Here is a 26575-nt window from a genome sequence, read left to right as displayed (position 1 = left end):
GTGCTGGCCGTCACAGTGTGCAGCGATTAATCTGCTTTTAACAAGATCCGTCCCAAAATAAATCTGATCTTTTCTGGAGGTGAGCCCGTGGCCGCGCTGCACGACGACGTCCTCGACGCCCTCGGCCGCCGCATCGTCAGCGGCGACCTGGCCCCGGGCACGGTGCTGACGCTCGACGACATCGACACCGAGTACGACGTGAGCCGCTCGGTGTCGCGCGAGGCGGTCCGGGTGCTGGCCTCGATGGGCATGGTCGCCTCGCGCCGCCGGGTCGGGCTGACCGTGCAGCCGCGCACCGGCTGGCAGGTCTTCGACCCGCGGCTGATCCGCTGGCGCCTCGACTCCGAGGACCGGGCCGCGCAACTGCGCTCGTTGGGCGAGCTGCGCAGCGGGTTCGAGCCGGTCGCGGCCGCGCTGGCCGCCGTACGGGCCACGCCGGAGCAGTGCGGCGCGCTGACCACCGCGGTCGGCGACATGGTGGTGCACGGGCGCGCCGGCGACCTCGAGGCGTTCCTGGCCGCCGACATCGTCTTCCACCGGGTGCTGCTGGAGGCCTCCGGCAACGAGATGCTGGCCGCGCTCGACGAGGTGGTCGCCGAGGTTCTCGCCGGTCGCACCCACCACCACCTGATGCCGGCCAAGCCCAAGGACGAGGCGATCGACCTGCATGTCGAGGTCGCCCGGGCGGTCCGGGCCGGCGACGCCGTCGCGGCCCGGGCAGCGATGGAGACGATCATCTCGGAGGCGACCGACGCGGTCGTGTCGGACCCGGCGTCCTCGACTATCCTCGGAGGCGATGGAGACCACGCCTGACCTCGCGAAGCTGATCACCCACCTGCAGGGCGAGGAGTACGACGTCTCCGAGCCGTTGCCCGGCGTCCTCCACGTCAAGGGCCGGTTCTCGAACCCCGAGCGGATCGCGCTGCGCGCTGCGGCCGACGCGGGCGACGTCCCGCTCGCCGTGTGGGCGACCAGCCACCACGACGACTGGGCCCTGGTCGCCTGGGACCGCCCCGAGCTGGTGACCATCACCCAGAAGGGCGCGACCCCGCAGCGCTGGCGGCACCGCCGCCCGCCGGCCACCCTGCGCCCCGACGCGCAGACCTTCCTCGAGGGCGCGTCGTCGCCGTTCGACATCGTCACCCGCCCCAAGCACCAGCCCACCGAGGCGGCGCGGGAGGTGCTCGGCCGGTTCGGCATCACCGAGCCGCCGCCCCCGGGCTGGATCCCGCCCGTCGTCGAGGCGCCGCCGGTGCCGGCGGTCCGCGAGAGCCGGGTCCCGGCCGCGACCGAGAAGGCCGCCCGCGCCCCGCGCGCGAGCAAGCCGAAGGCGCCCGCCAAGCCGGCCAGGCCCGAGCCGGTGATCGCCGTGTGCCCCACGTGTTTCATGGCACTGCCCGCCACGGGCGTGTGCGACAACTGCGGCTAGGGAATTCCGCGATGCTCTGACCATGAGCGACGCACCTGCTCCGGTCGGACTCCGCAAGCTGTCGAAGCTGGGCCTCGCGATCGCCGTCGTCGGCGCGCTGATCCAGCTCGTGCTCGGCGTCTACTACCTCGCCATGGCGCACTCCCCCGCGCCCGACGACCTGCCGGTCGGCATCGTCGGGACCGCCCAGCAGCGCGCCCAGCTCACCACCGCGCTCGAGGAGGGCGGCGACTTCAAGGTCGAGGAGTACGACGACGCGGCCGGCCTGCAGCAGGCGATCCGCGAGCGCAGGGCGTACGGCGGCGTCGCGTTCGCCGGCCAGCAGCCGACGCTGTACGTCGCCACGGCCGCCTCGCCGTCGGTGGCCAACCTGTTCAGGTCCTCGTTCTCGAAGGCCCACCAGGACCAGGTCCAGACGCAGGTGGACCAGCTCGTCGCCGCCGGCCGGCCGGTGCCGGCCGAGACCGTCGCGCTGCTCGCCTCGGCGCCGCCGGTGACCGACGTCGTACCGCTGCCGAAGGCGGACAGCGCCGGCAGCTCCCTCGGCTTCGTCATCCAGGCTCTGTGCCTCGGCGGCTCGATCGCGTCCCTCGCGCTCGGCCGGCTGCGCGGGCTGACCCAGCGCTCGACCGCGCGCGGCCTGGGGCACGCGGCCCTGCTCGTCGTCTACGCGCTCGCCTCGGCGGGCGTCGCACTGATCGCCATGTCGCTGTTCGGGGTCGGCAAGGACGCCCACCACCTCACCCTGTTCGGCGGCCTGGCCCTCATCTCGCTGGCCGTGACCGCCTCGACCGCTGCCTTCGTGGCGCTCTTCGGTCCGGCCGGCTCGCTGGTCGGCGGCCTCTACTTCACGCTCGGCCTGATCATCTCCGGCTCCTCGATCGCGCCCGAGATGCTGCCGCGCGCCGGCAACGCCATCGGCCAGCTGCTCCCGCCGGGCGCCGGCGCGACACTCGCCCGTGACGCGATGTACTTCCCCGACGCATCGACGGTCCCGGCCTTCGTGGTCCTCGGCATCTACGCCGGCCTGGGCCTGCTCGTCATCCTGGTCACCAACACCGCGGCCAACCGCACCCGGTCGACACACCGGCTGGCGCGGGGCGAGGATTGACCACGTGAGCGAGCCCGGCGGACTGCCCGAGCGCAACGTGCTGGGCGAGGCGCTCCAGCCCTGCGGCACCGACCCGATGACCGGCTTCTACCGCGACGGGACCTGCTCGTGCGGCCCACAGGACGTCGGCGTGCACGCCGTGTGCGCGGTGATGACCGAGGAGTTCCTGGCCCACCAGCAGGCGGTCGGCAACGACCTCTCGACGCCGCGGCCCGAGTGGCACTTCCCCGGCCTGCACCCCGGCGACCGGTGGTGCGTGGTGGCGGGGCGCTGGCTCCAGGCGTACGCCGACGGGGTCGCCGCCCCCGTCGTGCTCGCCTCGACGAACGCCCGGGCGCTGCGCCTGATCCCGATCGAGGCGCTGCGCGAGCACGCGGTCGACGTACCGGACGACCTGAGCGGGCTGGACTAGCAGTCCCAGCTGCCCTCGAGCACCGCGCGGTGCGTGGGCAGCGCCTCGTCGTAGAGCCTCCGGCCGGCGTCGGTGAGGCAGACGAAGACGCTGCGCCGGTCCTGCTCGCAGGCCGAGCGCTCGACGAGACCGTCCTTCTCGAGGCGGGTGATCGCGCGCGAGAGGGCGCTCTGGCTGAGGTGGATGTCGCCGGCGAGATCGGCCATGCGGTACTTGCCGCAATTGGCGTCGACGACCCGGTCGAGGGTCTCGAACTCGCTCAGACCGATGCCGTGCTGGTCCTGCAGCGCCTTCTCGAGCGCACAGCTCACCGCCGCGTGGCGGTCCAGCAGCTGGCGCCACTCGGCGACCAGCGGACTCGCGACAGGGGCCTTCGGCACGCCTGCATCCTAGCCATCGGATGAACTTCATGCAAACGCATTATTTGCGCTTGCATTGAATGCACGTGCATGGAAGTGTGATCCCCATGTCCTCGACGTCCCCCTCCCTCCACTCACCCGCGACCGGCGCGATCCGCTGGACCCGGCGTACCTGGGGCCTGCTCATGACCCTGTGCGTGGTCCTGTTCCTCGACGGCCTCGACGTCTCCATGATCGGCGTGGCCCTGCCCTCCATCGGCGCCGAGCTCGACCTGTCGACCTCGTCGCTGCAGTGGCTGATCAGCGGCTACGTCCTCGGGTACGGCGGCCTGCTGCTCGTCGGTGGCCGCACCGCCGACCTGCTCGGCCGGCGCCGGGTCTTCCTGATCGCGCTGGCGGTCTTCGCCGCGGCGTCCCTGCTCGGCGGGCTCGTCAGCTCCGGCCCGCTGCTCATCGCGACCCGGTTCATCAAGGGCCTGGCCGCCGCGTTCACGGCCCCGACCGGCCTGTCCATCATCACGACGAACTTCGCCGAGGGCCCCGCCCGCAACAAGGCGCTGTCGATCTACACCGTCTTCGGCGCCGGCGGCTACTCCTCCGGCCTGCTCTTCGGTGGCCTGATGACCGGCGTCGGCTGGCGCTGGACCTTCCTGCTGCCCGTGCCGATCGCGCTGCTCGCGCTGGCCGCCGCCTGGGTGCTGGTGCCCCGCGACGAGCCGGTCGAGGAGGGCGGGCACGACCTGCTCGGCGCCCTGACCTCCGGCGCCGCGATGCTGCTGCTCGTCTACACCGTGGTCTCCGCACCCGAGGTCGGCTGGGGCTCGGCCCGCACCGTGCTCTCGTTCATCGGGGTGGCCGCCCTGTTCGCCGCCTTCCTGACGATCGAGCGCCGGATCGCCCACCCGCTGGTGCGGCTCGGCATCCTGCGCAAGGCCACCCTGGTCCGCGCCAGCCTGGCGATCGTCGCGGTCGGCGGCTCGTACTTCAGCTGGCAGTTCATCGTCACGCTGTTCCTGCAGGACGGCCTCGGCTGGTCGCCTCTGCGGCTGGCGCTCGCCCTGCTGCCGATCGGCCTGATGGTCACCCTGTCGGCGGTCTTCTCCGACAAGCTCGTCGACCGGTTCGGCACCGGGCCGATCATCGCGGTGACCATGACCGTGATGGCGGTGGGCTACCTGCTCTTCACGCTCGGTCTCGACACCACGCCGTCGTACCTCGGCATGCTGCTGCCCACGCTGATCCTGATCGGCATCGGCTGGGTCGGCTTCCCGGCCATCAACATCTTGGCCACGAGCGGGATCGACGACGACGAGCAGGGCCTGGCCGCCGGCGTGCTGCAGACCTCGATGCAGGTCGGCGCGGCCATCGTCCTCGCCGTCACGACCGCGATCATCGCCTCCAACGCGAGCGGTACGACGTCGCCGGCCGCGGTGCTCGACGGGTTCCGGCCGGGCCTGGTGTTCGCCACCGCGGTCAGTGCCGCGGGCGCGCTCGTCGCGGTCGGCGGACTGGTGCTCGAGCGGCGTTCCGGCCGTCGTTCCCTGGCCGACGAGCCGGTCACCGAGGTCGACGCCGAGCTCGCGGGCGCGGCCTGACGGCTACCGTCACAGGGTGCGCATCCTCGAGAGCGGCCCCGAGACCGACGACCCCCTGACGCCGTACCTCGCGGTCGACCGGTCCCGCCCCCGCCACGAGTGCTGGGTGACCGGCCACATGGTGGCCGGCCTCGACGGCACCGCGGCGCGGGCGGGGCGGGTGGGCGCGATGTCGACCGACGCGGACCAGGTCCTGTTCCGCCGGATGCGCCAGATCGCCGACGTGGTCCTGGTCGGGGCGCAGACGGTACGCCGCGAGGGCTACGGCCCGGTCCGGCTGGCCGAGGAGGCCCAGGCGGCCCGGGTCCTCCTCGGGCAGCAGCCGGTCCCTCCGGTCGCGGTGGTCAGCCGGTCCCTCGACCTGGACTGGGACGCTCGCGTGTTCGCCGAGGCCGACTCCCGCACCTACGTCATCACCTGCTCCGCCGCCGATCCCGAGCGGGTGGCGGCGGCCGGGCAGGTGGCGAGCGTCGTGGTCGCCGGCGAGGAGCGGGTCGACCCTGCCTGCGCCCTGCGCGCGCTGGCCGCACTCGGGCACCGGGTGGTGCTCTGCGAGGGCGGCCCGCAGTGGCTCGGAGAGATGGTCGCGGCCGACCGCCTCGACGAGCTGCTGCTGTCGGTGTCACCGGTGATCGGCGGTGACCCGCTACCGGTCTGCGTCAACCCGCCCGGCGCCGAGCTGCGTCGGTTCCGACTCGGACACGCCATGGTCGAGGACGACGCGCTGTTCCTGCGCTACGAGCGCGCCGGAGGCCACCATGAGTGAGGACCCCTTCAGCCTGCTGATGGCATCGGCCGACCCGGCGCTGGTGGTGGTCACCACCTCGGCGCAGAACCACCGGGCCGGCTGCCTGGTCGGCTTCCACAGTCAGTCCAGCATCACGCCGGAGCACTACTGCGTGTGGCTCTCGAAGGCGAACCACACCTACCGGGTCGCGCTGCGCGCCCACCGGTTCGGCGTGCACTTCCTCACGAGCGACGACCTGGCCCTCGCCGAGCGGTTCGGGACCCGCAGCGGCGAGGACGTCGACAAGTTCGCCGGCCTCGAGGTCGACCTCCACGACGACATCCCACTCCTCCGCTCCTGCCCGAACCGGATGCTCGTCGAACGGATCACCCTGCTCGACGACGGCAGCGACCACGTGTGCCTCACCTCGCTCGTCCTGGACAGCTGGACCGACGGATCCTTCCGTCCGCTGCGGGTCTCCGACGCCGCGGGTCTCGAGCCCGGGCACGCCAGCGAGGAGCGCGCCATCCGTCCGTGAGTGGCGCGAGCCGTCGCCCCGCCCTCAGATCGTCGCGCGGACCGTGGCGCCGTCGACCGTCGAGGCGAGGTCGGCGATCGTCCGGCCGGACAGCGAGGTGCGCCAGGCCTGCTCCGCTTCGGCCATCACCTGGGCGACCCCGCACATCTGCCGGCACTGCTCCGGCGGCGCCGCGAGCTCGCCCTGCTGGCGGATCTCGGTGCAGCGGAAGGCGGGCTCCGGGCCGTCGATGGCGCGCACCACGTCGAGCACGGTGATGCCGGCCGGATCGCGGGTCAGCGCGTACCCGCCGTCGCGCCCCTCGCTCGGCTGGACGATCCCGGCCCGCGCGAGCGCCTGGAGGTGCTTGGCCAGGTAGGTCTTCGACACCCCGTGCAGCTCGGCGAGCCGGGCTCCGGGCAGCGGCCGGTCGGCCAGGCTCAGCACCACGCAGCAGTGGATCGCCCACTCCACACCGGCCGACAGCTTCACGCGCCCACCCTAGTGTCGGCGCCGGCCCCCGACCTCAGCCGCGCGCGGCCAGCCACTCGTCGTACGTCGTGGGCGCGAGCCAGGCGCCCGCGCCGGGCGTCGGCGTCAGCGCGGCGTCGTCGAGGATCGCGCCGAAGTAGCCGGCCGTCGGGTCCGGGACGACGGTACGACGATCGCCGGTCGCCGCGAACCACCGCCGGACCAGCTCGTCGATGCCCAGCGGCTCGGGACCGGCGATCTCGATGGTGCCCTTGACCGGCGGCGCGGTCACGACCTCGGCCAGGTGCCGCACGACGTCGGCCGAGGCGATCGGCTGCAGGCGGGCGGGCGTGGCGCGCACGGTGTCGCCGTCGGTCCCGGCGTCGGCGATGCCGGGCACGAACTCGAAGAACTGCGTGGAGCGCACGATCGTGAACGGCACCGCACCGTCGACGACGCCCTGCTCCTGGGCGAGCTTGGCCCGCATGTAGCCGGCGTCGGTGAGCCGGTCGGCGCCGACGATGGACAAGATGACGTGGTGCCCGACACCCGCCTCGGCGCCGGCCTCGACCAGGTGGCGGGTCGAGTCGCGGAAGAACGCGAGCACGTCGTCGTCGGCCCACGACGGCGAGTTGGTCAGGTCGACGACGACATCGGCGCCGGCGACGGCCGCCGCGACGCCCTCGCCCGTGGTGGTGTCGATGCCGGCCTCGCGGCCGAGCGCGACGACGTCGTGACCCTGCTCCTGCAGCCGGTCCCACAGCTGACCACCGATCAGCCCGGCTCCGAAGATGACGATCCTCATGGCATGCCTCCAAACGTGGATAGTGTTTGTCCGAGATTACTCGGACAAACACTATCCACGTCAAGGCCTGGCGATCAGCCGACGCCCGCCTGCGCCTCGGCGGTGACGGTGACGCCCTCCGCGAACTCGATGACCTGCTGGTCGCTGAGTCCCAGCGACTTCCACGCCTGGACGACGACGCGGTGCTCGCCGTCGTCGTACGTCAGGACCTGGGTGCCGTCCTCGACGGTGCGCATCCAGCCGTCGAGGTCGCCGACCTTCACCGGGGCGCCCTCGGGCTTGCCGGTGACCGACTGCGACTCGAGCATCACGACGAGCTTGTCCTCGAACACGTCGAGGCCGCTGTGGTCGTCGGCGCGGGCGACGTTCAGGTTGAACGGCGTCGCACCCTCCAGCACGAAGCCGGCCGGGACCTTGGCGACGACGAAGCCGGGCTGCTGCTCGCCGGTGTAGGCGACCAGCTGGACGCCACCCGGCTCGCTCACGTCACTCGGGCTGCTCGGGCTGCTCGGCGCCGCGATCGAGGGGGACGCGGGCGGGGTGCGCTCGGCGTTGACCGCGATCGCCGTGCCGATGCCGGCGACGGCGACCAGCGTCAGTCCTGCGGTGCCGGCGCGGAACGCACGGCGCCTCGAGGCGCCGCGGCCGCGGGCCAGGTCGCGGCGGACGGTCTCGTCGGTGGGGGCGGGGCCGTCGCCGACGAGGCGGTGCAGCCGGGCGGTGAGGTCGGGGAGCTCGGGGAGGTCGGTCATGACGGGTCTCCTTCGTAGGGGGCGGCCGGGATCGGTGCGGCCTGCGGGAGGAGCTCCCGCAGCTTGGCGAGACCGCGAGCCGTCTGGCTCTTGACCGTGCCCGGGCTGCACCCGAGCGCGTCCGCGGCGTCCTCGACGCTGAGGTCGGCGACGTGCCGCAGCACGACCGCCGCCCGCATCCGCTCGGGCAGCGCCCTCAGCGCCGCGAGCAGCTCGGCGTCGACCGGCTCCGCGGCCAGGTACGACGTCGCGGCGGCCCGGTCCGGGACCGTGTCGGTCACCGTCTCCCGGGCCACCGACGGACGGCGGCGGTGGTCGATGAAGGCGTTGACGAGCGCCCGGCGGGCGTACGCGTCGACGCCGCCACGGCGGGTGGCGCGTCCCCAGGCGAGGTACAGCCGCACCAGCACGCCCTGGACCAGGTCCTCGGCGAGGTGGTGGTCACCGGCGGTGAGCACCACGGCGGTGCCGAGCAGGTGCGAGCGGCGGCGTCGTACGAAATCCTCGAACTCGGCGTCGCGGGCCTTCGGTCTCATGCTCCCTACACGTGCGGTGGACGTCCCCGGGTTGCATGCTCCCCGATCAGCCGTAGTGGCAGACGTACCCGAGCGTCTCGGTGACCTCGATGTCGAACGACGAGTCGCCCGGCACGCTGAACGACTCGCCCGCGCCGTACTCCTGCCACTCCTGCGCGCCGGCCAGCCGGATCCGGCACCGCCCGGCATTGAGCTCCATGACCTCGGGCGCGGCGGTGCCGAAGTTCAGGCTGGCCGGGAAGATCACACCGGCGGACTTCCGGGTGCCGTCGGCGAGGAAGAAGGTGTGGCTGACGCAGGCGCCGTCGAAGTAGACGTTGGCCTGCGGGTCGAGGGTGACGTTCTCGTACGTCGGGTGCTCACTGGTCACGGAGGGGCAGCGTAGTGCGCGAGCCTCCCCAGACGACGACCCAGGTCCTTGAACCAGTGGTCATCGTCATCGTTCCGGATCCGCGAGATGTTCCAGGCGGTGACGCCCGCGAGGGACCCCCATAAGCCGAGGCCGACGTAGTCGTGTCGAGCGAGCGCCTCGGTGCTTCGGAGGAGCAGTCCCACCAGCCCCGGGTACATCGTCGCCCGTTCGATGCTCGCCCATCGGTAGCGTGCAACCGAACCCTGGACGGTCCACGCGCGAACCACGCCGGCAACGCCGAACACGAGCAGGGCGAGCAGGAGCGTCAGCAGGACCGCCGACCAGGTGGTGGTCTCGTAGAAGTCCATGTCCCTCCCTTCCGGACCTCGCCGAGGCTAGGAGCGGGGTGCGACACAAACCCGCGGGTGCTCAGTCCGCCTCGGCCTCCAGCGCGCGCACCCGCTCCAGCGTGCTGTCCTGCGTGCTCGCGATGTGGCCGGCCATCAGCTCCCTGGCCCGCTCGGCGTCCTGCTCGCGCAGCGCGGTGACCAGGTCGACGTGCTCGTGGTGCAGTCCGTGGGCGTCGACCTCCTGGCCGATCCGGAACAGCTGGAGCGCGCGCCCGTAGATCGAGCGGAAGATCGAGCCGAGCAACGGGTTGCCCGCGGCGTCGACGACGGCCTGGTGGAAGTCCATGTTGAGGCGGGCGGCGAGCTTGCCGTCACCGGCGGCGGTCGCGGCCTGGGCCTGCTCCATCAGCCGGTCGAAGCGGACCAGGTCCGCGTCGGTACGACGGGTCGCGGCCGCACCGGCCGCCAGCGACTCGAGCCCGATCCGGACCTCGAACAGGTTGAGCACCGAGGTGGGGTCGAGCGGCGCGACCTGTGCACCCCGGCGCGGCACGATCGTCACCATCCCCTCGGCCGCGAGCTGCTGGATCGCCTCGCGCACCACGATCCGGGAGACATCGAGGACGTCGGCGAGGTCGCGCTCGACGAGGCGTTCCCCGGGGGCGAGATCGCGCTCGATGATCCGGTCGCGCAGCTCGTCGGTCACGAGGTCGCGCAGCGAGCGATGCCGGGCGCCGAGGGTGTCGCCTCCTGTTGCTGGACTCATCGTCACTCCTGTCGAGCCTTCTCCACAGTCTCGGATGCGAGACGCAACCTATCTGGACGGCCCTTTCGGATCGACTCCGCCTGGGCCAGTGTGGTGCGCGAAACATCCTACGGTCTACCATCGTTGGTATACCACATACCATCAACCAGGGAGCATCATGACTGACCTCCTCGTCCGCAAGGCCCGGGTCCCCGGCCGCGCCGAACTCCAGGACGTGGTGATCCGCGACGGACGGATCGCCGCCCTCGCCGCCACGGGCACCCACCTGCCCGAGCCCGCCGCCGGCAGCGACGAGGTGGTCGACGTCGAGGGCCGGCTGGTGCTCCCCGGCCTGATCGACGCCCACTGCCATGTCGACAAGACGCTGTGGAGCGGCCCCTGGGTCCCGCACAGCGCCGGCCCACGTCTGGTCGACCGGATCGCCAACGAGCGCGGCCGTCGTACCGACCTGGGGCTGCCGTCGCCGGAGTACTCCGCCGCGCTGCTGCGCCACATTGCCACCCTCGGCACCACGCGGGTCCGGACCCACACCGACGTCGACCCCGGCCTCGGCGTGGCCGGCATCGAGGCCGTCGCCAAGGCTGCCGCGTCGGTCGAGGGCCTGATCGACGTCGAGCAGGTCGCCTTCCCCCAGGACGGCGTGATCCGCCGCCCCGGCACCGTCGAGCTGCTCGAGGCCGCGCTCGACGCGGGTGCCACCACCCTCGGCGGCATCGACCCGGCCGGCGTCGACGACGACCCGCTGGGCCAGCTCGACGCGCTCTTCGAGATCGCCGCCCGCCGCGGCGCCTCGATCGACATCCACCTGCACGACACGGGCAGCCTCGGCGCCTGGCAGTTCGGCCTGGTCACCCAGCGCACCATCGCCTACGGCCTGCAGGGCAAGGTCGCGCTCAGCCACGCCGACGCCCTCGGCACCGTGCCCGACGCCGAGCGGCTGCGCCTGATCGACCTGCTCGCCGAGTCCGGCGTCGCGCTGGTCACCGCCGCCGTCTACGACGTGCCGGTCCCCTCGGTGCTCGAGCTCGCCGAGCGCGGCGTGACCCTCGCCGCCGGCAGCGACGGCATCCGCGACCTGTGGGGCCCCTACGGCAACGGCGACATGATCGAGCGGGCGATGCACATCGCCTACCGCAACGGCGTACGACGCGACGAGGACATCGAGCTCGCCCTCGACTGCGCGACCCACGGCGCCGCCCGGCTCCTGGGCCTCGAGTCCTACGGCCTGGTCCCCGGTGCCCCGGCCGACCTCGTCGTCGTCCCCTCCCGTACGCCGGCCGAGGCCGTCGTGTCCCGTCCCACCCGATCACTCGTCATCAAGAACGGCCGGGTCGTCGCCCGCGACGGCCAGCTCGTGGCGGCCTGAGCAGCACCCACCCTCACCCTCACCGCACCACCCTCACCACTGGAGAACCACCATGAAGAACCTCGTCACGGGCGCGGCTGCTGCCGCCGTCCTGGCCCTCGGCCTCAGCGCGTGCACCAACGCCTCCACCGACAGCGGCGCCACGAGCAAGGTCGACGTCCCCGACGCGTCGGAGAAGGTCGCGGTCGAGACCGACCAGGCCGCCGCGGCCCTGGTCCCGGCCGACATCGCCGACAAGGGCACGATCTCGGTCGCGATGGACGCGTCGTACCCGCCGTTCCAGATGTTCGCCGAGGACAACAAGACGATCATCGGCTTCGACGCCGAGTTCGCGACCGCCGTCGGCGAGCGCCTCGGCCTCGATGTCGAGCTGGTCAACGCCGGCTTCGACTCGATCCTCCCCGGTCTGTCCGCCGGCCGCTACGACATGGCCGAGTCCAGCTTCTCGGTCACCCCCGAGCGGCAGCAGAGCGTCGACTTCGTCGACTACCTGCAAGGTGGCGCGGGCATCGCGGTCACGCCGGGCAACCCGAAGGACCTGTCGATGGACCCGATGGTCCTGTGCGGCCACAAGATCGCCGCCCAGAAGGGCACCACCCAGGCGATCGAGCAGCTGCCCGCCATCGCGAAGCTGTGCACCGACGCCGGCAAGCCCGCCGTCCAGCCTGAGCTCTTCCCGTCGCAGAACGACGCGATCCTCGCCCTCAACAGCGGCAGGGTCGACGGCATGATGGCCGACAGCACCGCCGTCTCTTACCAGGGAGCGCTGTCCGGCGGGAAGTTCGAGCTCGCCCCCGGCGAGATCTACGAGGCCCGGCCCACCGGCATCGCGCTGCCCAAGGGCTCGCCCCTGAGGGCCGCGGTCAGCGCCGCCGTGAAGTCGCTCTACGACGACGGCACGGTCAACAAGCTCACCGCCAAGTGGGACATCCCGGACTCCAACCTCTCCCCCACCCCCGGGGCCTGAGATGACCACCCTGTCCGTGCCTCCGGCGACCGAGGAGTACGTCGAGCTCACGACGGTCCCGCGCCGCCACCCCATGCGCTGGGTCAGCGCGGTCGTGCTCGTCGGCCTGGGCGCCTACCTGCTGGCCGACGTGTTCACCAACCCGCGGTTCGGGTGGGACGTCGTCAACCTCTACCTGCGCGACGTCTCGATCTTCCACGGTCTGGTGACCACGCTGGTCCTCACCGTGGTCTGCATGGCGATCGGCATCGCGCTGGCCGTCCTGCTCGCGGTGATGCGGCTCAGCCCGAACCCGGTCGTTCGGACCTTCGCGTTCAGCTACGTCTCGTTCTTCCGCGGCACTCCGGTCCTGGTGCAGCTGCTGTTCTGGTTCAACCTGGCGGCGCTGTACCCGGTCATCAGCTTCGGGATCCCCGGCGTCCACCTCGACGCGAACACCCTGATCACGCCGTTCATCGCGGCCGTGCTCGGGCTCGGGCTGAACGAGGCGGCGTACATGTCCGAGATCGTGCGCGCCGGCATCCTGTCGGTCGACCACGGGCAGAACGAGGCCGCCTCCGCCCTCGGCCTGACCCGTGGCCAGACCCTGCGCCGGATCGTGCTGCCCCAGGCGATGCGGGTGATCGTGCCGCCGACCGGGAACGAGGTGATCGGCATGCTCAAGACCACCTCGCTGGTGTCGGTCCTCGCGGTGCACGAGCTGCTGTTCTCGGCGCAGATCATCTATGCGAAGAACTTCGAGACCATCCCGCTGCTCATCGTCGCGAGCATCTGGTATATCGCGGTCACCACGGTCCTCGGCATCGGCCAGTACTACCTGGAGCGCCGCTACGCCCGGGGCAACCGCAACCTGCCGCCCACCCCGCTGCAGCAGCTGAGGAAGTTCCTCCGCACACACGCACCCGTCGAGAGGAGCGCCCGATGACTGCGACCGCAGTGGGTACGCCGAAGGTCCGAGCGCGCGGCGTGCGAAAGTCGTACGGCAACCTCGAGGTGCTCAAGGGCATCGACCTCACCGTCGAGCAGGGCGAGGTGCTCTGCCTGATCGGGCCGTCGGGCTCGGGCAAGTCGACCTTCCTGCGCTGCGTGAACCACCTCGAGGCGATCGACGGCGGCCGGCTCTGGGTCGGCGACACGACCGTCGGCTACGAGCAGCGTGGCACCAGGCTGTACGAGCTCAGCGACAAGGAGATCTGCCGGCAGCGCACCGAGGTCGGCATGGTGTTCCAGCACTTTAACCTGTTCCCGCACATGACCGTGCTGGAGAACCTGATGGAGGCGCCGGTCCGGGTGCTACGCCAGCCCAAGCGCGAGGGGCGCGAGCGAGCGCTGCGACTGCTGGAGCAGGTCGGCCTCGCCGAGAAGGCGATGTCCTACCCGCGCAGCCTGTCCGGCGGCCAGCAGCAGCGGGTCGCCATCGCCCGGGCGCTGTGCATGCAGCCGAGCCTGATGCTGTTCGACGAGCCCACCTCGGCGCTGGACCCCGAGCTCGTCGGCGACGTGCTCGCCGTCATGCGCAACCTCGCGGAGACCGGCATGACGATGATCGTGGTCACCCACGAGATCGGCTTCGCCCGCGACGTCGCGGACCGGGTGGCCTTCTTCGACGGCGGCCGGATCGTCGAGGTCGGGCCCGCCGCCCAGGTGATCACCGATCCGCAGCACCCGCGCACCCGGGAGTTCCTCGCCGCCGTGCGCTGAGCCCTCCCCCACGATCGGCCCGGCCGGTCACGTCCCGTGTGCGTGGCCGGTCGGGTCCCTCAATCCTCCGGGATCCCCGGTGCTTCCGGGGCCCTCGGGCTTCGCTTGTACGCCGACACGGTCGGGTCGCCCGTCAGCCAGAACCTCCAGGGGACGTCGGCGGCCTTGGAGACGCCGACCCGCGGGCCGGCGCTCGTCGGCTTGCGGGTGCGGGTCTCGGGGCCGAGGTGCACGCTCGTGTCGTGCTCACCGCGCTCGGCCAACAGGTCGGTGCCGAGGTCGTCGAGCGTGATGCCGAGGGCCTGCGCGAGGTTGCCCGGCCCGCGCGCGAGGTTGTGGTCGCGCTCGGGCGGCGTCTCACCGCGCCGGAACCGCGCCAGCTCGTGCCCCTCGACCACCTCACCGGCCCGCAGCAGCACCGCCGCCCCGATCTCGGTCGGCCCCGTCACGACGTTCGCGCAGAGATGGATCCCGTAGGAGCGGTAGACATAGAGCCGGTACGCAGGCCCGTACATGATCTCCGAGCGCGGCGTGCGCGTGAACGCGTGCGACGCCGGGTCCTCGCGGCCGCCGTACGCCTCCACCTCGGTGATCCGCACGGTCACCCCGTGGCCGACGATCGTCCGGTCGAGAAGGGCCCGCGCGCGTCGTACGACATCGGCGCGTTGCTGCGCGCTCATGCGTGCTTCGCGGCCAGCGCGGCCCCGGTCCAGGTCTCGTCGCCGCTGACCTCCGCGACGACGTCGAGCCAGGCCGGGACCGGGCCTGCTGGCGCCTCGCCGTCGTCGATCTCGGCCAGCAACGTGCCATCCTCGAGCTCGTCGACCACCACGTGCACTCCGTCGCGGTGCACGTGGTGCCTCTTCTTGCGCAGCGTCCTCGCGGGGAGTCGGTCGGTGAGGAGCGCCCACTCCGCGTCGTCGAGGTAGAGCGACGTGCACGCGACCTCGCTCGGGTCGTCATGCAGGCGGACCTTGTGCCCGAGCTTGCGCTGCACCGACCCGTCCGGCTTGCGCACCTCCCGCAGCCGAAGCCGCGCCCCGTCGACGTACCGGTCCTCGATCTCCCACACCTCGCGTACGCCGTCCGGCACCGCAGCCACGAGGAACCGCCGCTCACGCTCCACCACCGCGTACTTCAGGGAGACCATGCGCCCATTGCTACCACCGACCTGCCACGATCGGCCCGTGGAGATCGAGGTCGTCGGCGCCGTCATCGTGCACGGCGGCCTCGTCCTGTGCGCCCAGCGCGGCCCCGGCGGCGAGGCCGGCGGGATGTGGGAGTTCCCCGGCGGCAAGGTCGAGCCGGGCGAGTCCCCGGCCGATGCGTTGGCGCGGGAGATCCACGAGGAGATCGGCTGCGTCGTCGAGGTCGGCGCCCCGGTCACCACCACGCGCCACGTCGGGGCTTCGGTCGTCGTCGTCCTGTCGACGTACTGGTGCCGGGTGGTGTCGGGCGTTCCCGTGCCCACCGAGCACGCAGCGATCCGGTGGCTGCCGGCAGATCGGCTCGTCGAGCTCGCCTGGGCTCCGGCCGACGTACCTGCTGTCGAGCTGGTCGCAGCCCAGGCAGTGCGGATCTCCGCAGGGATCCGTCCCCTGGGCGAGGCACCATAGCCCTGCTCCAGCGCCCAGGCGGAGACAGGTCGGCCACGACCGCTCACGTCCGCCGGGCGAAGCGGACGTCACCGTCGGCCAGCAACTCGGGGCGGTAGGCGCGCTCGTGGACGCGATGGTGGTGGTGCGAACACAGGCTGACGGCATTCGCCAGGTCGGTGGGCCCGCCTGCCGACCACGGCCGTAGATGATGCGCCTCGGTCCAGGCTGCCGGGATCGTGCACCCCTCCGCCCGGCAGCGCCTGTCCCGCAGACGCAACGCCCGCCGCTGCGCCTTCGAGAACAACCTCATCCGCCGCCCGAGGTCGAGCACCTCACCCTTCCCACCCAGCACGGCCGGGATGATCTGCGCCTGACACGCCAGCCGCCGCGCCTCGCTCGCCGAGATCGCCTCCTCCCCGTCCCCCGCGATCACTCCTGCGGCCCCCAGATCACTGCACAGCTGGGCAACTCCGATCGTCACGATCACCGTGGTCGCATCCCCACCGTGCTCCGGCAGCCGCGCGGGATCAAGCAGCTCCAGCAGAGCAGCGAACGCCTGCGCGTACGCCCGATGCTGCGGCACCCTCTCCTCGCGCGCCGCGTCACCCCCGCGCTGTCGCGGCGAGGTGAAGGCCTGCAGGTAGTGCTTCCACCGCTCCGCCACCGAGGTCGGCAACACCCCCGTGATCCGAGTCCGCCCCTCCCCCAGGTCGCGGAACCGCAACGACGCCTTCTCCCGCGCCCGCCGCTCCTCCTCCTCCAGCCGCCGCCCCTCCTCGGCCTCCGCGACCTCCGGCGCCACGACCTCCAAGATCCGCCGCCCCAGCCGCTTCAGCTCCCGCGGCGGATGGTGTGCGGCGTAGCCGACCAGCGTCTGCTCGGCCTCCGCCGCCAGCACCGGTCCGAGCTCAGCCGGCAGCTCCTCGACCGCCTCCACGATCACCCGCGCCTGGGCCGCCGACACCGCCCCGGACCGCATCCCTCTGGCCACCACCGCGCGCCGCTCCAACGCCATCGCGAGATGCAGCTCCGCCCGCGCAGCACGAGGATCGGCCTGCGTCGCATGCGCAAACCACGCCGCCACGTCCCGCGCACCATGCTCGGCGGCGATGTCGTCGCCGGCGGCCAGGATCCGCGCCTTCAGCTCGGCGAGCCCGGCCTCCGTCCGGGCCAGCTCGACCAGCGCAGCCTCCTTCTCCGCCACCGACATGAACACCGGCTGCACGTCCGCGACCGCTGCCAACGCAGCGCCCACCCGCGCGGCACAAGCCACCACCGGGTGCGGCGGAGCAAGCGTGGCGACAGACATCCGAGAAACCTCCCCGGGCGCGCGGACCCGGCATCGTGACAACGGGTCCTCACGTCTCGTGGGCAGGCACCTGTGAGGGAGGCGACCCGCCACAGAAGCGAGCCGGGACGGAACCATCAGCCACACGAGGAGTATTGCTCCGACCTACCCCCTATTAGAACACTTGTTCGAGCCGAGGTCAAGCCTCTTCACACGTGCTTCCTCCGGCATTAGTGTCCCGAACGTGAAACTTCGCCCGGCCATCGCCGCTCTCGCCGTCGTCCTTCCGTTCGCAGCCATCGCCGCGCCGGCCGGCGCGAAGCCCGCACCGGGCATCACGACCGGCAGCGGACTGGTCTTCAAGGTCAACCCGGTGCAGTCCAGCGGCGACGAGTCGCTCGTCGACGCCAAGGACTCGGCCACGGCCGTCCCGGCGAGCGAGTACGCGAGCGTCCCGCTGCGCAACCTGGACGGCTCCGGCTACCTGCGCGGCCGATGGGTCACCGTCGAGTCGGCGACCGGTACGCCGGCGTACTCGGCCAACGGCGTCTTCGACTACAACCGCAAGGACGACCAGTTCGAGCAGGTGATGGCGTACTTCTGGGTGAACCAGGCACAGGAGTACATCCAGTCGCTCGGCTTCGGCTCCACGCTGCGCCCGGTCGTCAAGCAGGCGTTCAGCGTGAAGATCGACCAGTACGGCGGCGACAACAGCTACCAGACCGACAAGCCGTACCGGATCCGCCTGGGCAAGGGCGGAGTGGACGACGCCGAGGACGCCGAGGTGATCGTGCACGAGTACGGCCACGCCGTGCACGCCTCGCAGGTGCCCGGCTACGGCGCGTCGCTCGACGCCGGCTCGATCGGCGAGGCGTGGGGCGACTACCTCGCCGTGTCGGTCGGCCTGGACGCCGCGCAGCAGTACGGCTGGCCGGTGGCGGCGCCCGAGGCGTGCGTGATGGACTGGGACTCGACGTCGTACACCGCCGGGCCGGTGCACTGCCTGCGCCGCCTCGACACCGACCTGACCGTCGCCGACCGCGAGGGCGAGGTGCACTTCGACGGCCAGATCTGGAGCGGCGCGCTGTGGGACGCCCGCTCGGGCTACGAGGCGCTCGGCCTGACCTCGCGCGAATTCGACACCACCGTCATCGACGCCCAGTTCGACTTCGCCCCCGACACGTCCTTCGACGCGGCGGCGACGGCGATCTACGACAAGGCGCTGACCCGCGACGGTGCCGACGCCGCGGCGGTCATCGAGGACGCGTTCGCCGCCCGCGGGATCACGGTCGCGCACTGACGCTAGACGCCCGTCCTCCCGTCGATCCCCTCGCGGAGCAGGTCGGCGTGTCCGCAGTGCTGGGCGTACTCGGTGATCATGCGGAGCACCACCCAGCGCAGATCGACATCTTCGTACCAGTCCAGCGGTCGGGCGGTCTCGTCGAGATCGTGAGCGGCGACGATCTCGCGGGAGACGGCGCACTCGGCTCGCCAGGTCGCCAGGTCGGCGACGAAGTCAGCGTCGGCGGGCAGGTCGAAGTCGAGGTCGGGATTGTCGTCGGCGAAGAACAGGAACGGTACGTCGCGTCGCTCGAAGTTCTGCTGGAACCACCACCGTTCGCATCCCGCGAGGTGGCGGACCAGACCGTGGAGCGAGAGCGTCGACGGCGGCATGGACCTCGCCCGCGCCTGATCGGCCGCCAGGCCGCGACACTTCATCTCCACCGTCGCCCGGTAGTAGTCCAGGTAGGCCGCGAGCGCCTCGCGCTCTCCGGCCACACGCGGGATGCGCGGCCGGTCGTCGTCCGCCCATCGGGGAGCGAACGCGTCGTCTGACAGACCGGACTCCGACCCGACGGCGCCGTCCGTGGAGGTGTCCATGCGCCGCACTCTGCCACGCGCGCACTGCACGCAGAAGGGCCCTCCCCGACGGGGAGGGCCCTTCTGCAGGTCAACCGAGGAGCCGAAGGCTCACCCGGCGTTCGCCGTCAGCTGCAGCCGGAGGTGCTGCCGCAGCCCTCACACACGTAGCAGGAGCCAGCCGGACGCATCTTCGTGCCGCACGTCATGCACAGCGGCGAGTCGACGGCGTGGCCGGTGATCTGCTCGAGGAGCTCGGCGGTGGTCTTGGCGACCTTGACCTCGGGGGCGCCGGCGAGGGGGTCCTCGACCTCGACGACCTCGGCCTCGACGACCGAGGCACCCCTGGCGGCGGGGGCGGTCTCGACGAGCTCGGAGGCGTTGCCGGTCTCCTCGACGGGCTCGTAGGAGCCGGTCTCGAGGTGGCGCTGGCGCTCGTCGGCGGAGTAGATGCCGAGGGCGGAGCGCTCGTCGAAGGACAGGTAGTCCAGCGCCAGGCGGCGGAAGACGTAGTCCATGATCGACTGGGCCATGCGGACGTCGGGGTCGTCGGTGAGGCCGGCGGGCTCGAAGCGCAGGTTGGTGAACTTCGAGACGTAGGTCTCGAGCGGGACGCCGTACTGCAGGCCGATCGAGACGGCGATCGAGAAGGCGTCCATCACGCCGGCGAGCGTCGAGCCCTGCTTGCCGAGCTTGAGGAAGATCTCACCGAGGCTGTTGTCGTCGTGGGCGCCCGAGGTCATGTAGCCCTCGGCGCCGGCGACGGTGAAGGAGGTGGTCCGGGCCTGGCGCGACTTCGGGAGGCGCTTGCGGGTCGGGGCGTAGACGACCTTCTCGACGACCTTCTCCACGACCTTGGCGTCGGCCTCGGCAGCCTCGGCGGCGTCCTTCTTGGCCTTGCCGCCACCGTCGGCCAGGGGCTGGCCGACCTTGCAGTTGTCGCGGTAGATCGCGGTGGCCTTGAGGCCGAGCTTCCACGACTCCAGGTAGATCTGCTCGATGTCCTCGATGGAGGCCGACTCGGGCAGGTTGACCGTCTTCGAGATGGCGCCCGAGAGGAACGGCTGGCAGGCGGCCATCATCAGGACGTGGCCCATGGGCTTGAGCGCGCGCTCGCCCATGGCGGTGTCGAAGACCTCGTAGTGCTCCGGCTTGAGGCCGGGGGCGTCGACGACGTGGCCGTGCTCGCCGATGTAGGCGACGATCGCCTCGATCTTCTCCTCGTCGTAGCCGAGCTTCTTCAGCGCCCGCGGGATGGTCTGGTTGACGATCTGCAGCGAGCCGCCGCCGACGAGCTTCTTGAACTTCACCAGGGAGAAGTCGGGCTCGATGCCGGTGGTGTCGCAGTCCATCATGAAGCCGATGGTGCCGGTGGGCGCGAGGACCGAGGCCTGCGCGTTGCGGAAGCCGTTGGACTTGCCGAGCTCGACGACCTTGGCCCACTCCTCGGTGGCCAGCTTGTGGACCTCGGCGTCGGCGATGTGCAGGGTGCGCACGTCGTCGTTGGCGGCCTGGTGCTTGCGCATCACGCGCTGGTGGGCCTCGGCGTTGCGGGCGTAGCCGTTGTAGGGGCCGACGATCGCGGCGAGCTCGGCCGAGCGGCGGTACGACGTACCGGTCATCAGCGAGGTGACGGTGGCCGCCATCGCGCGACCGCCCTCGGAGTCGTAGCCGAGGCCCATCGCCATGAGCAGCGCGCCGAGGTTGGCGTAGCCGATGCCGAGCTGGCGGTAGTTGCGGGTGGTCTCGCCGATCGGCTCGGTCGGGAAGTCCGCGAAGCAGATCGAGATGTCCATCGCGGTGATGATCAGCTCGACGGCCTGGGCGAACAGCGCCGCGTCGAAGGTGTCGTCCTCGCGCAGGAACTTGAGCAGGTTGAGCGAGGCCAGGTTGCACGAGGAGTTGTCGAGCGACATGTACTCCGAGCACGGGTTGGACGCGGTGATCCGGCCGGTCTCGGGGTTGGTGTGCCAGTCGTTGATCGTGTCGTCGTACTGCAGGCCCGGGTCGGCGCAGGCCCAGGCGGCCTCGCTGATCTTGCGGAACAGGCTGCGCGCGTCGACGGTCTCGATGACCTCGCCGGTCATCCGCGAGCGCAGGCCGAACTCGCCACCGTTCTCGACCGCACGCATGAACTCGTCGTTGACGCGCACCGAGTTGTTGGCGTTCTGGTACTGGACCGAGGTGATGTCCTTGCCGCCGAGGTCCATGTCGTAGCCGGCGTCGCGCAGGGCGCGGATCTTGTCCTCCTCGCGCCACTTGGTCTCGACGAACTCCTCGATGTCGGGGTGGTCGACGTCGAGCACGACCATCTTGGCCGCACGGCGCGTGGCGCCGCCCGACTTGATGGTGCCGGCCGAGGCGTCGGCGCCGCGCATGAAGGAGACCGGGCCGGACGCGGTGCCGCCGCTGCTGAGGAGCTCCTTGGAGGAGCGGATCCGGGAAAGGTTCAGGCCGGCGCCGGAGCCGCCCTTGAAGATGAAGCCCTCCTCCTTGTACCAGTTGAGGATCGAGTCCATCGAGTCGTCGACCGAGAGGATGAAGCAGGCCGAGACCTGCTGGGGAGCGGTCGTGCCGACGTTGAACCAGACCGGGGAGTTGAAGGAGAAGTACTGGTTGGCCAGCAGCCAGGTCAGCTCGTGCTCGAAGACCTCCGCGTCCGCCGCGCTCGCGAAGTAGCCGTGCTCCCGCCCCGCCTTGACGTACGTCGACACGACCCGGTCGATGAGCTGCTTGAGGCCGCGCTCCCGCTCAGGCGTGCCGACGGCGCCGCGGAAGTACTTGGTGGTGACGATGGTGGAGGCGTTGAGCGACCAGAAGTCGGGGAACTCGACACCGAGCTGCTCGAAGACGGTCTCGCCGGTCTTCCAGTTGGTCTGGACGACGTCGCGCCGCTCCCAGGTGATCTCGTCGTACGGGTGCACGCCCTCGGTGCTGAAGATCCGCTGGATCTTGAGTCCGTTCTTGGCGTAGCGGGCCGTCTCACTGGGCGTCTGGCTGCGGGCCGTCTCGGTCATGGCTCTCCTGGTCTCCTCTGTCGGCGTGCGGTGCGGGTGTCAAGCGGGGGCGTCGGCAATGCGGCAGGAGCGGCGGGCTCCTGCGGACAACGGGACGTGCGAAGGGGAAAGGGGAGGGGGTGGCCCGGCAGGCAGCTTCCCCACTACCTGCCGGGCGTCTGTGGTCAGCCCGTCGCGACGGGCCGGGCTCCCTCGGACTGCAGCTGGCGCTCGGCCCGCATCAGGGAGATCTCGTTCTCGAAGTCGGCGGCCGAGTCGAAGCCGCGGTAGACGGAGGCGAAGCGGAGATAGGCGACCTCGTCGAGACGACGCAGCGGCGGGAGGATCGCCAGGCCCACCTCGTGGGCCGCGATCTCCGGACTGCCGGCCAGCCGGAGCTGGTCCTCGACCTCCTGGCCCAGCCGGGCCAGGTCGTCCTCGTCCACCGGGCGACCCTTGCAGGCCTTGCGGACGCCGGCGACGGCCTTCTGGCGGGTGAACGGCTCGGTCGCGCCGGAGCGCTTGAGCACGGTCAGCTGCATGGCCTCGACGGTCGTGAACCGCTTCTCACAGCTCGGCGACTGGCAGACCCGGCGGCGCCGGATCGAGCAGCCGTCGTCGGAGACGCGGGAGTCGAGGACCTTGGTGTCGTGGTGCTTGCAATACGGACAGTGCATGGGTCCCCCTCCTCCCGAGGCTACGAGCTGTGGACAACTCCCCCGCCTGTGGAAAAGGTGGGGCGAACTGTGCGTTTCCGCTCCGGTCCTGTGGGTGACGATGGGTCGCCCTGTGGACTAGATGTGGAGAACTACATCGTTGTAACTACTAGATGTAGTGGTAACCGTACGCCTCGGCCACCAGCGATGCAAGCGCGGGTCGCCGCGAGTTCGCGAGCGGGTCGACCCGGACGACGTTTGCGCAGGTCACCGCCCACAAAGGCCTCCGGACGAGGACCTCCGGACCGGCGTTTCGCGGCCGCCCGACCGCCCGCCGGGACCTCCCGGAAGCGGTGGAGGGCGCGTTGGCTGAGCATTCCACCCACCCATCAGCAAGAATGACCGCCGTGACGGGTGGCAAGCGGGCTGGCGATCGGGCGAAGGCGAAGTTCCGTCCCGCCCTGCTGCTGATCGCTGCCGGCGGCACCGTCTCGATCGTGGCCTGGGGGTACCTCGTGGTCGCCGCCATCGACTTCGGCGCCACCGCGCGCCACGACGGCAAGGCCAGCGCGTGGGCGTTCATGGCCGTGGCCTCGCTGGGCGCCATGCTCTGCCTGTTCCTCACCTTCATGCTGGCCATCCGCCTCTCGCGCGCCCTCGGCATGAGCTCGCACCACCACGAGCCGCGCCCCAAGCGCGACCCCGCCACGCCCAAGGGCGGCAAGCGCGCGGCTCGCTGAGCGCGCGACCCACGCACGCGCGAAGGGCGGGATCCGGTTCGGTCGGATCCCGCCCTTCTCATTCCCCAGGCCAATACAGGCCCCATCTCCGCTGGGGTCGAGGCAGCGAAGAAGTCTGGTGGTGCGACTAGTGCGTCGGCACGCGCAGCTCCTGGCCGACGTAGACCATGCTGCCGTCGAGCGTGTTGAGCTGCTGGATGGTCTCCATCATGTCGCGCACGTCGTCGCCCGAGGTCGCGGCGGCGTCGCTGGCGATGTCCCACAGGGTGTCGCCGGGGCCGACGGTCACGAGCTCGACCTGCGGCGCGCCGCCGTCCTGGCGGGTTGCGGCCGAGCCGGCGGCCAGCCAGACCGCCGCGAGGACGACGGCGGTCAGGGCAAGCAGGAAGACGACCGCGCGGCCGCGTCGGGTCAACCGGACCTGGCCGCGGGCGGCCGGACGGGTGGCCGGACGGGTGGCCGGACGGGTGGCCGGACGGGGGGCGGGACGCGTGGTGGCGCGAGCCGGGGCGACACGCGGCGCAAGGGTGATGGTGCTCATGGGATTGACCTCCGGGGGAAGTGGACGGCCCCAGTTGTATCGAGGGGGTCCGACGGAAGGTGTTCGATCAGGCGTTCGATCGAACATGTGTACGAGATTAGATCAGGTGTTCGAAGATTTCCAGCACCGTTCGAAAGTTCGTTCGACCGGCGTGTCGCGACACGCGGTTCGAACAGATGTTTGAAACCGGGGGCCGGATTCGGTTAGCGTCGTCACACGGGCCCGGTCGATCCGGACCACACCACGCGATCTGATCTGGAGGGCGACCATGGCTGAGCGCAAGGGCACCCAGCGCAAGGGCGACGGCAAGGCGAGCAGCGTCACCGAGCTGCCCGACGGACCGGCCGACGCGACCGGGCTGACCCCGCGCCAGCAGCGGGTCCTGGCCCACATCAAGGACAGCATCGAGAAGCGCGGCTACCCGCCGAGCATGCGCGAGATCGGCCAGGCGGTCGGCCTCACCAGCACCTCCAGCGTCGCCCACCAGCTGCGCACCCTGGAGGAGAAGGGCTTCCTGAAGCGCGACCCCAACCGGCCCCGCGCCCTCGAGGTGTTCCTGCCCGAGGTGATGGCGGCGCGACGCGCGATGGGCACCGCCGAGGAGACGACGTACGACGAGACCGGGATCGGCGACGCCGCGCCGGTGCCGGCCAACGTCCCGGTCGTGGGCCGGATCGCGGCCGGTGGCCCGATCCTCGCCGAGGAGCGGGTCGAGGACGTCTTCCCGCTGCCTCGTCAGCTCGTCGGCGACGGACAGCTGTTCCTGCTCGAGGTCAGCGGCGAGTCGATGATCGAGGCCGCGATCTGCGACGGCGACTACGTCGTGATCCGCCAGCAGCCCACCGCTGAGAACGGCGAGATCGTGGCGGCCATGATCGACGGCGAGGCCACGGTCAAGACGTTCCAGCGCAAGGGCGGCCAGGTCTGGCTGCTCCCCCACAACCCCGCGTTCGAGCCGATCGACGGCACCAACGCGACCATCCTCGGCAAGGTGACGGCGGTTCTCCGGCGGGTGTGAGGTTTGCCTGACCGGGCGGTGACATAGGGTCTGCATGTCCTGTCGCCATCTCCGAAGGCCGGTCCTGATGTCTCGTCGCAGCCACTTCCCCTTCCTCGGGCTGCTGTCCGCGCTGCTCGCAGCCCTGCTCACCGTGTCCGTCCTCGGCGGCACCGCACGGGCGGACGACACCGATCCGGCCGCTGATCCGGCTGCGCCGGGCGCCGCCGTCCCGGTCGACATCGACGACGACGTCGCCCAAGCGACCGCGGAGCAGGCGCTCGAGACGGTGCAGGACATCGTCGAGGCCGCCCCGAACGCCGCGCCGACCGACGCCACGACCGGCGCCGACCTGACCATGGCGCTGCGCGACCTCGCGCTCACCCGCGACGACCTGCCGACGAGCCTGCAGGACGACGCCGCGCGGCTGCTCGCCCGCCCCGGCACCGGCTACCGGCCGCCGCCGGGCTCCGGCGGCATCGAGTGCACCAACGGCTCGGGGCTGCCCTGCTACACCGCGCCCGAGGCGGCGCCGACCTGCGGCAGCGGCATCTGCGTCCACTACGTCCAGGGCGCCTACTCGCCGAGCACGGGCTCGGACGCCCCCGCGCCCAACTACCCCGCGGCCGTGCTCAACGTGATGAAGAACGTCGCGAGCCGCTACGTCGCCTCGGGCTACCGCACGCCGGTCAGCGACGGCAACGAGTTCGACGTCTACCTCGCCGACCTCGGCAAGCGCGGCCTCTACGGCTACTGCACGACCGACCAGCGGGTCGGGGGCCACGTGACGGCGGCCGCGTACTGCGTCCTCGACAACGACTACGCCGAGTTCGGCCCGGTGCCCGGCCCCCTCGGCAACCTGCAGGTGACCGCGGCGCACGAGTACTTCCACGCCGTCCAGTTCGCCTATGACGTCAACGAGGACACCTGGCTGCTCGAGGCGACCGCGACCTGGGCCGAGGACGAGGTCTACCCGGCGATCAACGACAACCTGCAGTACCTCAAGGGCGGTCCCCTGGGTCAGCCGGCACAGCCGCTGGACCACCGCAAGGGCCTGGCTCCCTACGGCGCGTGGATCTTCTTCAAGTACCTCAGCGAGCACTTCCCGGCCGTCAACGGCCCCGGCGGCATGCCGACCATCGTGCGCGACATCTGGGACCTGGCGGCCGGCCCGGCCAACTCGCGGCAGGCGATCAACGCCGCACTAGCGGCGCGCGGCACCGACCTGCGCACCCAGTTCGGCTGGTTCACGGCGGCCAACCGCCGCCCGGCGCTGAACTACGCCGAGGGTGGGGCCTACCCGCGGGCCAGGCTGTGGCGCGGCGTGAAGCTGTCCGGCTCGCGGCGCTCGGTCTCCGACTCGGTCGAGCTGCGGCACCTCGCCTCGCGGACCATCCGCTTCAAGTCGAAGTTCCGCGGCAAGGCCCACCTGCGCGTCCACGTGGACGGCCCCAAGCGCAAGAAGGGCGGCTACGTCCTGGTCACGATCAAGAAGAAGGGCCAGGCGCCGCTCACCAAGATGGTCAAGATCAACCGCAAGGGCGACAAGACCAAGCGCTACGAGTTCGGCAAGAAGGTGCAGTGGATCGAGATCACCTTCGCCAACGCCGGCAAGAAGGACGCGACGGCGAAGGTCAGCGCCACCGCGCGCTGACGCCCCGCTGACACCACGAAGGTTGTGGG

General features: G+C 71.3%; 31 protein-coding genes. 16 read left to right on the top strand and 15 right to left on the bottom strand.

Annotated elements, in window-relative coordinates:
- Positions 1-87: 87 nt before the first annotated feature.
- From FBY23_RS07210 to FBY23_RS07195, 4 genes are read left to right on the top strand one after another with little or no spacing between them, the layout of a single operon-like run.
- On the top strand, positions 88-813 hold the full coding sequence (locus FBY23_RS07210; protein ID WP_222117764.1) for a FadR/GntR family transcriptional regulator: 726 nt from the start codon (positions 88-90) through the stop codon (positions 811-813).
- A complete protein-coding gene (locus FBY23_RS07205) occupies positions 797-1429 on the top strand; it encodes a hypothetical protein (RefSeq protein ID WP_141797526.1) in 633 nt (210 codons plus the stop codon). Before FBY23_RS07210 ends, FBY23_RS07205 begins: the two co-directional genes overlap by 17 nt.
- A 22-nt stretch (positions 1430-1451) precedes the next feature.
- A complete protein-coding gene (locus tag FBY23_RS07200; RefSeq protein WP_141797525.1) occupies positions 1452-2540 on the top strand; it encodes an ABC transporter permease in 1089 nt (362 codons plus the stop codon).
- Between the two features lie 4 nt (positions 2541-2544).
- Complete coding sequence (locus tag FBY23_RS07195; RefSeq protein WP_260805804.1) at positions 2545-2952, top strand: DUF2237 family protein; 408 nt, start codon at positions 2545-2547, stop codon at positions 2950-2952.
- On the opposite strand, the gene FBY23_RS07190 is transcribed toward FBY23_RS07195, so the two are convergent.
- A complete protein-coding gene (locus FBY23_RS07190; RefSeq protein ID WP_141797524.1) occupies positions 2949-3332 on the bottom strand; it encodes a MarR family winged helix-turn-helix transcriptional regulator in 384 nt (127 codons plus the stop codon). The genes FBY23_RS07195 and FBY23_RS07190 overlap by 4 nt on opposite strands.
- 86 nt (positions 3333-3418) lie before the next feature.
- Between FBY23_RS07190 and FBY23_RS07185 the strand changes: the two genes are divergently transcribed.
- Genes FBY23_RS07185 through FBY23_RS07175 form a run of 3 tightly spaced genes read left to right on the top strand, consistent with a single transcriptional unit; the run spans position 3419 to position 6171 of the window.
- On the top strand, positions 3419-4906 hold the full coding sequence (locus FBY23_RS07185; protein ID WP_141797523.1) for an MFS transporter: 1488 nt from the start codon (positions 3419-3421) through the stop codon (positions 4904-4906).
- A gap of 16 nt (positions 4907-4922) precedes the next feature.
- Complete coding sequence (locus FBY23_RS07180) at positions 4923-5672, top strand: pyrimidine reductase family protein (RefSeq protein ID WP_222117763.1); 750 nt, start codon at positions 4923-4925, stop codon at positions 5670-5672.
- Positions 5665-6171, top strand: coding sequence for a flavin reductase family protein (locus FBY23_RS07175; RefSeq protein ID WP_141797522.1), 507 nt, complete (start codon positions 5665-5667; stop codon positions 6169-6171). The genes FBY23_RS07180 and FBY23_RS07175 overlap by 8 nt, the downstream gene beginning before the upstream one ends.
- A gap of 24 nt (positions 6172-6195) precedes the next feature.
- On the opposite strand, the gene FBY23_RS07170 is transcribed toward FBY23_RS07175, so the two are convergent.
- The 7 genes from FBY23_RS07170 to FBY23_RS07140 form a co-directional block, all read right to left on the bottom strand.
- Positions 6196-6642, bottom strand: a complete 447-nt coding sequence (locus FBY23_RS07170; RefSeq protein WP_141797521.1) for an Rrf2 family transcriptional regulator — start codon at positions 6640-6642, stop codon at positions 6196-6198.
- Between the two features lie 34 nt (positions 6643-6676).
- Entirely contained in the window at positions 6677-7426 is a 750-nt protein-coding gene (locus FBY23_RS07165) for an SDR family oxidoreductase (RefSeq protein WP_141797520.1), read from the bottom strand.
- A 74-nt stretch (positions 7427-7500) separates the two neighbouring features.
- Positions 7501-8178 carry a hypothetical protein gene (locus FBY23_RS07160; RefSeq protein WP_141797519.1) on the bottom strand — a complete coding sequence of 226 codons (678 nt, stop codon included), beginning with the start codon at positions 8176-8178 and terminating at the stop codon, positions 7501-7503.
- Positions 8175-8714, bottom strand: coding sequence for a SigE family RNA polymerase sigma factor (locus FBY23_RS07155; protein ID WP_141797518.1), 540 nt, complete (start codon positions 8712-8714; stop codon positions 8175-8177). Before FBY23_RS07155 ends, FBY23_RS07160 begins: the two co-directional genes overlap by 4 nt.
- Positions 8715-8760: 46 nt before the next feature.
- The gene (locus FBY23_RS07150) at positions 8761-9084 is read right to left on the bottom strand and encodes a pyrimidine/purine nucleoside phosphorylase (RefSeq protein ID WP_141797517.1); all 324 of its coding nucleotides are present in this window, start codon (positions 9082-9084) and stop codon (positions 8761-8763) included.
- Complete coding sequence (locus tag FBY23_RS07145; RefSeq protein WP_141797516.1) at positions 9081-9434, bottom strand: hypothetical protein; 354 nt, start codon at positions 9432-9434, stop codon at positions 9081-9083. The genes FBY23_RS07150 and FBY23_RS07145 overlap by 4 nt, the downstream gene beginning before the upstream one ends.
- 61 nt (positions 9435-9495) lie before the next feature.
- Complete coding sequence (locus tag FBY23_RS07140) at positions 9496-10182, bottom strand: GntR family transcriptional regulator (RefSeq protein WP_141797515.1); 687 nt, start codon at positions 10180-10182, stop codon at positions 9496-9498.
- Positions 10183-10339: 157 nt separating this feature from the next.
- Between FBY23_RS07140 and FBY23_RS07135 the strand changes: the two genes are divergently transcribed.
- The 4 genes from FBY23_RS07135 to FBY23_RS07120 are packed head-to-tail and all read left to right on the top strand — an operon-like array spanning position 10340 to position 14216.
- Positions 10340-11548: an amidohydrolase gene (locus FBY23_RS07135; protein ID WP_141797514.1), complete on the top strand. Its 1209-nt coding sequence runs from the start codon at positions 10340-10342 to the stop codon at positions 11546-11548.
- A 52-nt stretch (positions 11549-11600) separates the two neighbouring features.
- Positions 11601-12515 (top strand): ABC transporter substrate-binding protein, encoded by a 915-nt coding sequence (locus FBY23_RS07130; RefSeq protein WP_141797513.1) that lies wholly within the window; start codon positions 11601-11603, stop codon positions 12513-12515.
- Position 12516: 1 nt separating this feature from the next.
- Entirely contained in the window at positions 12517-13440 is a 924-nt protein-coding gene (locus tag FBY23_RS07125; RefSeq protein WP_141797512.1) for an amino acid ABC transporter permease, read from the top strand.
- The gene (locus tag FBY23_RS07120) at positions 13437-14216 is read left to right on the top strand and encodes an amino acid ABC transporter ATP-binding protein (protein WP_141797511.1); all 780 of its coding nucleotides are present in this window, start codon (positions 13437-13439) and stop codon (positions 14214-14216) included. The genes FBY23_RS07125 and FBY23_RS07120 overlap by 4 nt, the downstream gene beginning before the upstream one ends.
- 59 nt (positions 14217-14275) lie before the next feature.
- Here the strand turns inward: FBY23_RS07120 and FBY23_RS07115 are convergent, their stop codons facing one another.
- The gene (locus tag FBY23_RS07115; protein ID WP_141797510.1) at positions 14276-14896 is read right to left on the bottom strand and encodes a DNA-3-methyladenine glycosylase; all 621 of its coding nucleotides are present in this window, start codon (positions 14894-14896) and stop codon (positions 14276-14278) included.
- On the bottom strand, positions 14893-15366 hold the full coding sequence (locus FBY23_RS07110; RefSeq protein WP_141797509.1) for a hypothetical protein: 474 nt from the start codon (positions 15364-15366) through the stop codon (positions 14893-14895). Before FBY23_RS07110 ends, FBY23_RS07115 begins: the two co-directional genes overlap by 4 nt.
- A 37-nt stretch (positions 15367-15403) precedes the next feature.
- Between FBY23_RS07110 and FBY23_RS07105 the strand changes: the two genes are divergently transcribed.
- Positions 15404-15832, top strand: a complete 429-nt coding sequence (locus FBY23_RS07105; protein WP_260805803.1) for a (deoxy)nucleoside triphosphate pyrophosphohydrolase — start codon at positions 15404-15406, stop codon at positions 15830-15832.
- A gap of 43 nt (positions 15833-15875) precedes the next feature.
- On the opposite strand, the gene FBY23_RS07100 is transcribed toward FBY23_RS07105, so the two are convergent.
- The gene (locus tag FBY23_RS07100) at positions 15876-17123 is read right to left on the bottom strand and encodes an HNH endonuclease signature motif containing protein (RefSeq protein ID WP_160158184.1); all 1248 of its coding nucleotides are present in this window, start codon (positions 17121-17123) and stop codon (positions 15876-15878) included.
- 223 nt (positions 17124-17346) lie between these two features.
- On the opposite strand from FBY23_RS07100, the gene FBY23_RS07095 reads away from it, so the two are divergent.
- Positions 17347-18402, top strand: coding sequence for a M36 family metallopeptidase (locus tag FBY23_RS07095; RefSeq protein WP_174245187.1), 1056 nt, complete (start codon positions 17347-17349; stop codon positions 18400-18402).
- A gap of 2 nt (positions 18403-18404) precedes the next feature.
- Here the strand turns inward: FBY23_RS07095 and FBY23_RS07090 are convergent, their stop codons facing one another.
- The 3 genes from FBY23_RS07090 to nrdR form a co-directional block, all read right to left on the bottom strand.
- Entirely contained in the window at positions 18405-18983 is a 579-nt protein-coding gene (locus tag FBY23_RS07090; protein WP_141797506.1) for a DinB family protein, read from the bottom strand.
- A 107-nt stretch (positions 18984-19090) separates the two neighbouring features.
- Complete coding sequence (locus FBY23_RS07085; protein WP_141797505.1) at positions 19091-21979, bottom strand: vitamin B12-dependent ribonucleotide reductase; 2889 nt, start codon at positions 21977-21979, stop codon at positions 19091-19093.
- Between the two features lie 164 nt (positions 21980-22143).
- Positions 22144-22635, bottom strand: a complete 492-nt coding sequence (gene nrdR / locus FBY23_RS07080) for a transcriptional regulator NrdR (RefSeq protein WP_141797504.1) — start codon at positions 22633-22635, stop codon at positions 22144-22146.
- Between the two features lie 377 nt (positions 22636-23012).
- Between nrdR and FBY23_RS07075 the strand changes: the two genes are divergently transcribed.
- Entirely contained in the window at positions 23013-23354 is a 342-nt protein-coding gene (locus FBY23_RS07075; RefSeq protein WP_141797503.1) for a hypothetical protein, read from the top strand.
- 127 nt (positions 23355-23481) lie between these two features.
- Here FBY23_RS07075 and FBY23_RS07070 read toward each other — a convergent pair whose 3' ends face one another.
- Positions 23482-23895, bottom strand: coding sequence for a LysM peptidoglycan-binding domain-containing protein (locus FBY23_RS07070; protein ID WP_141797502.1), 414 nt, complete (start codon positions 23893-23895; stop codon positions 23482-23484).
- Between the two features lie 268 nt (positions 23896-24163).
- Here FBY23_RS07070 and lexA point away from each other — a divergent pair, with 268 nt between their 5' ends.
- Both lexA and FBY23_RS07060 read left to right on the top strand, forming a co-directional pair.
- Positions 24164-24913, top strand: coding sequence for a transcriptional repressor LexA (lexA, locus tag FBY23_RS07065; protein WP_141797501.1), 750 nt, complete (start codon positions 24164-24166; stop codon positions 24911-24913).
- Positions 24914-24980: 67 nt separating this feature from the next.
- Positions 24981-26546, top strand: a complete 1566-nt coding sequence (locus FBY23_RS07060) for an MXAN_6640 family putative metalloprotease (RefSeq protein ID WP_141797500.1) — start codon at positions 24981-24983, stop codon at positions 26544-26546.
- Positions 26547-26575 lie beyond the last annotated feature (29 nt).

It is taken from the genome of Nocardioides sp. SLBN-35 (assembly GCF_006715725.1).
Taxonomy (GTDB): domain Bacteria; phylum Actinomycetota; class Actinomycetes; order Propionibacteriales; family Nocardioidaceae; genus Nocardioides.
The sequence above is the reverse complement of the archived record's forward strand: the minus strand, read 5'-3'. Positions and strand labels throughout refer to the sequence as shown.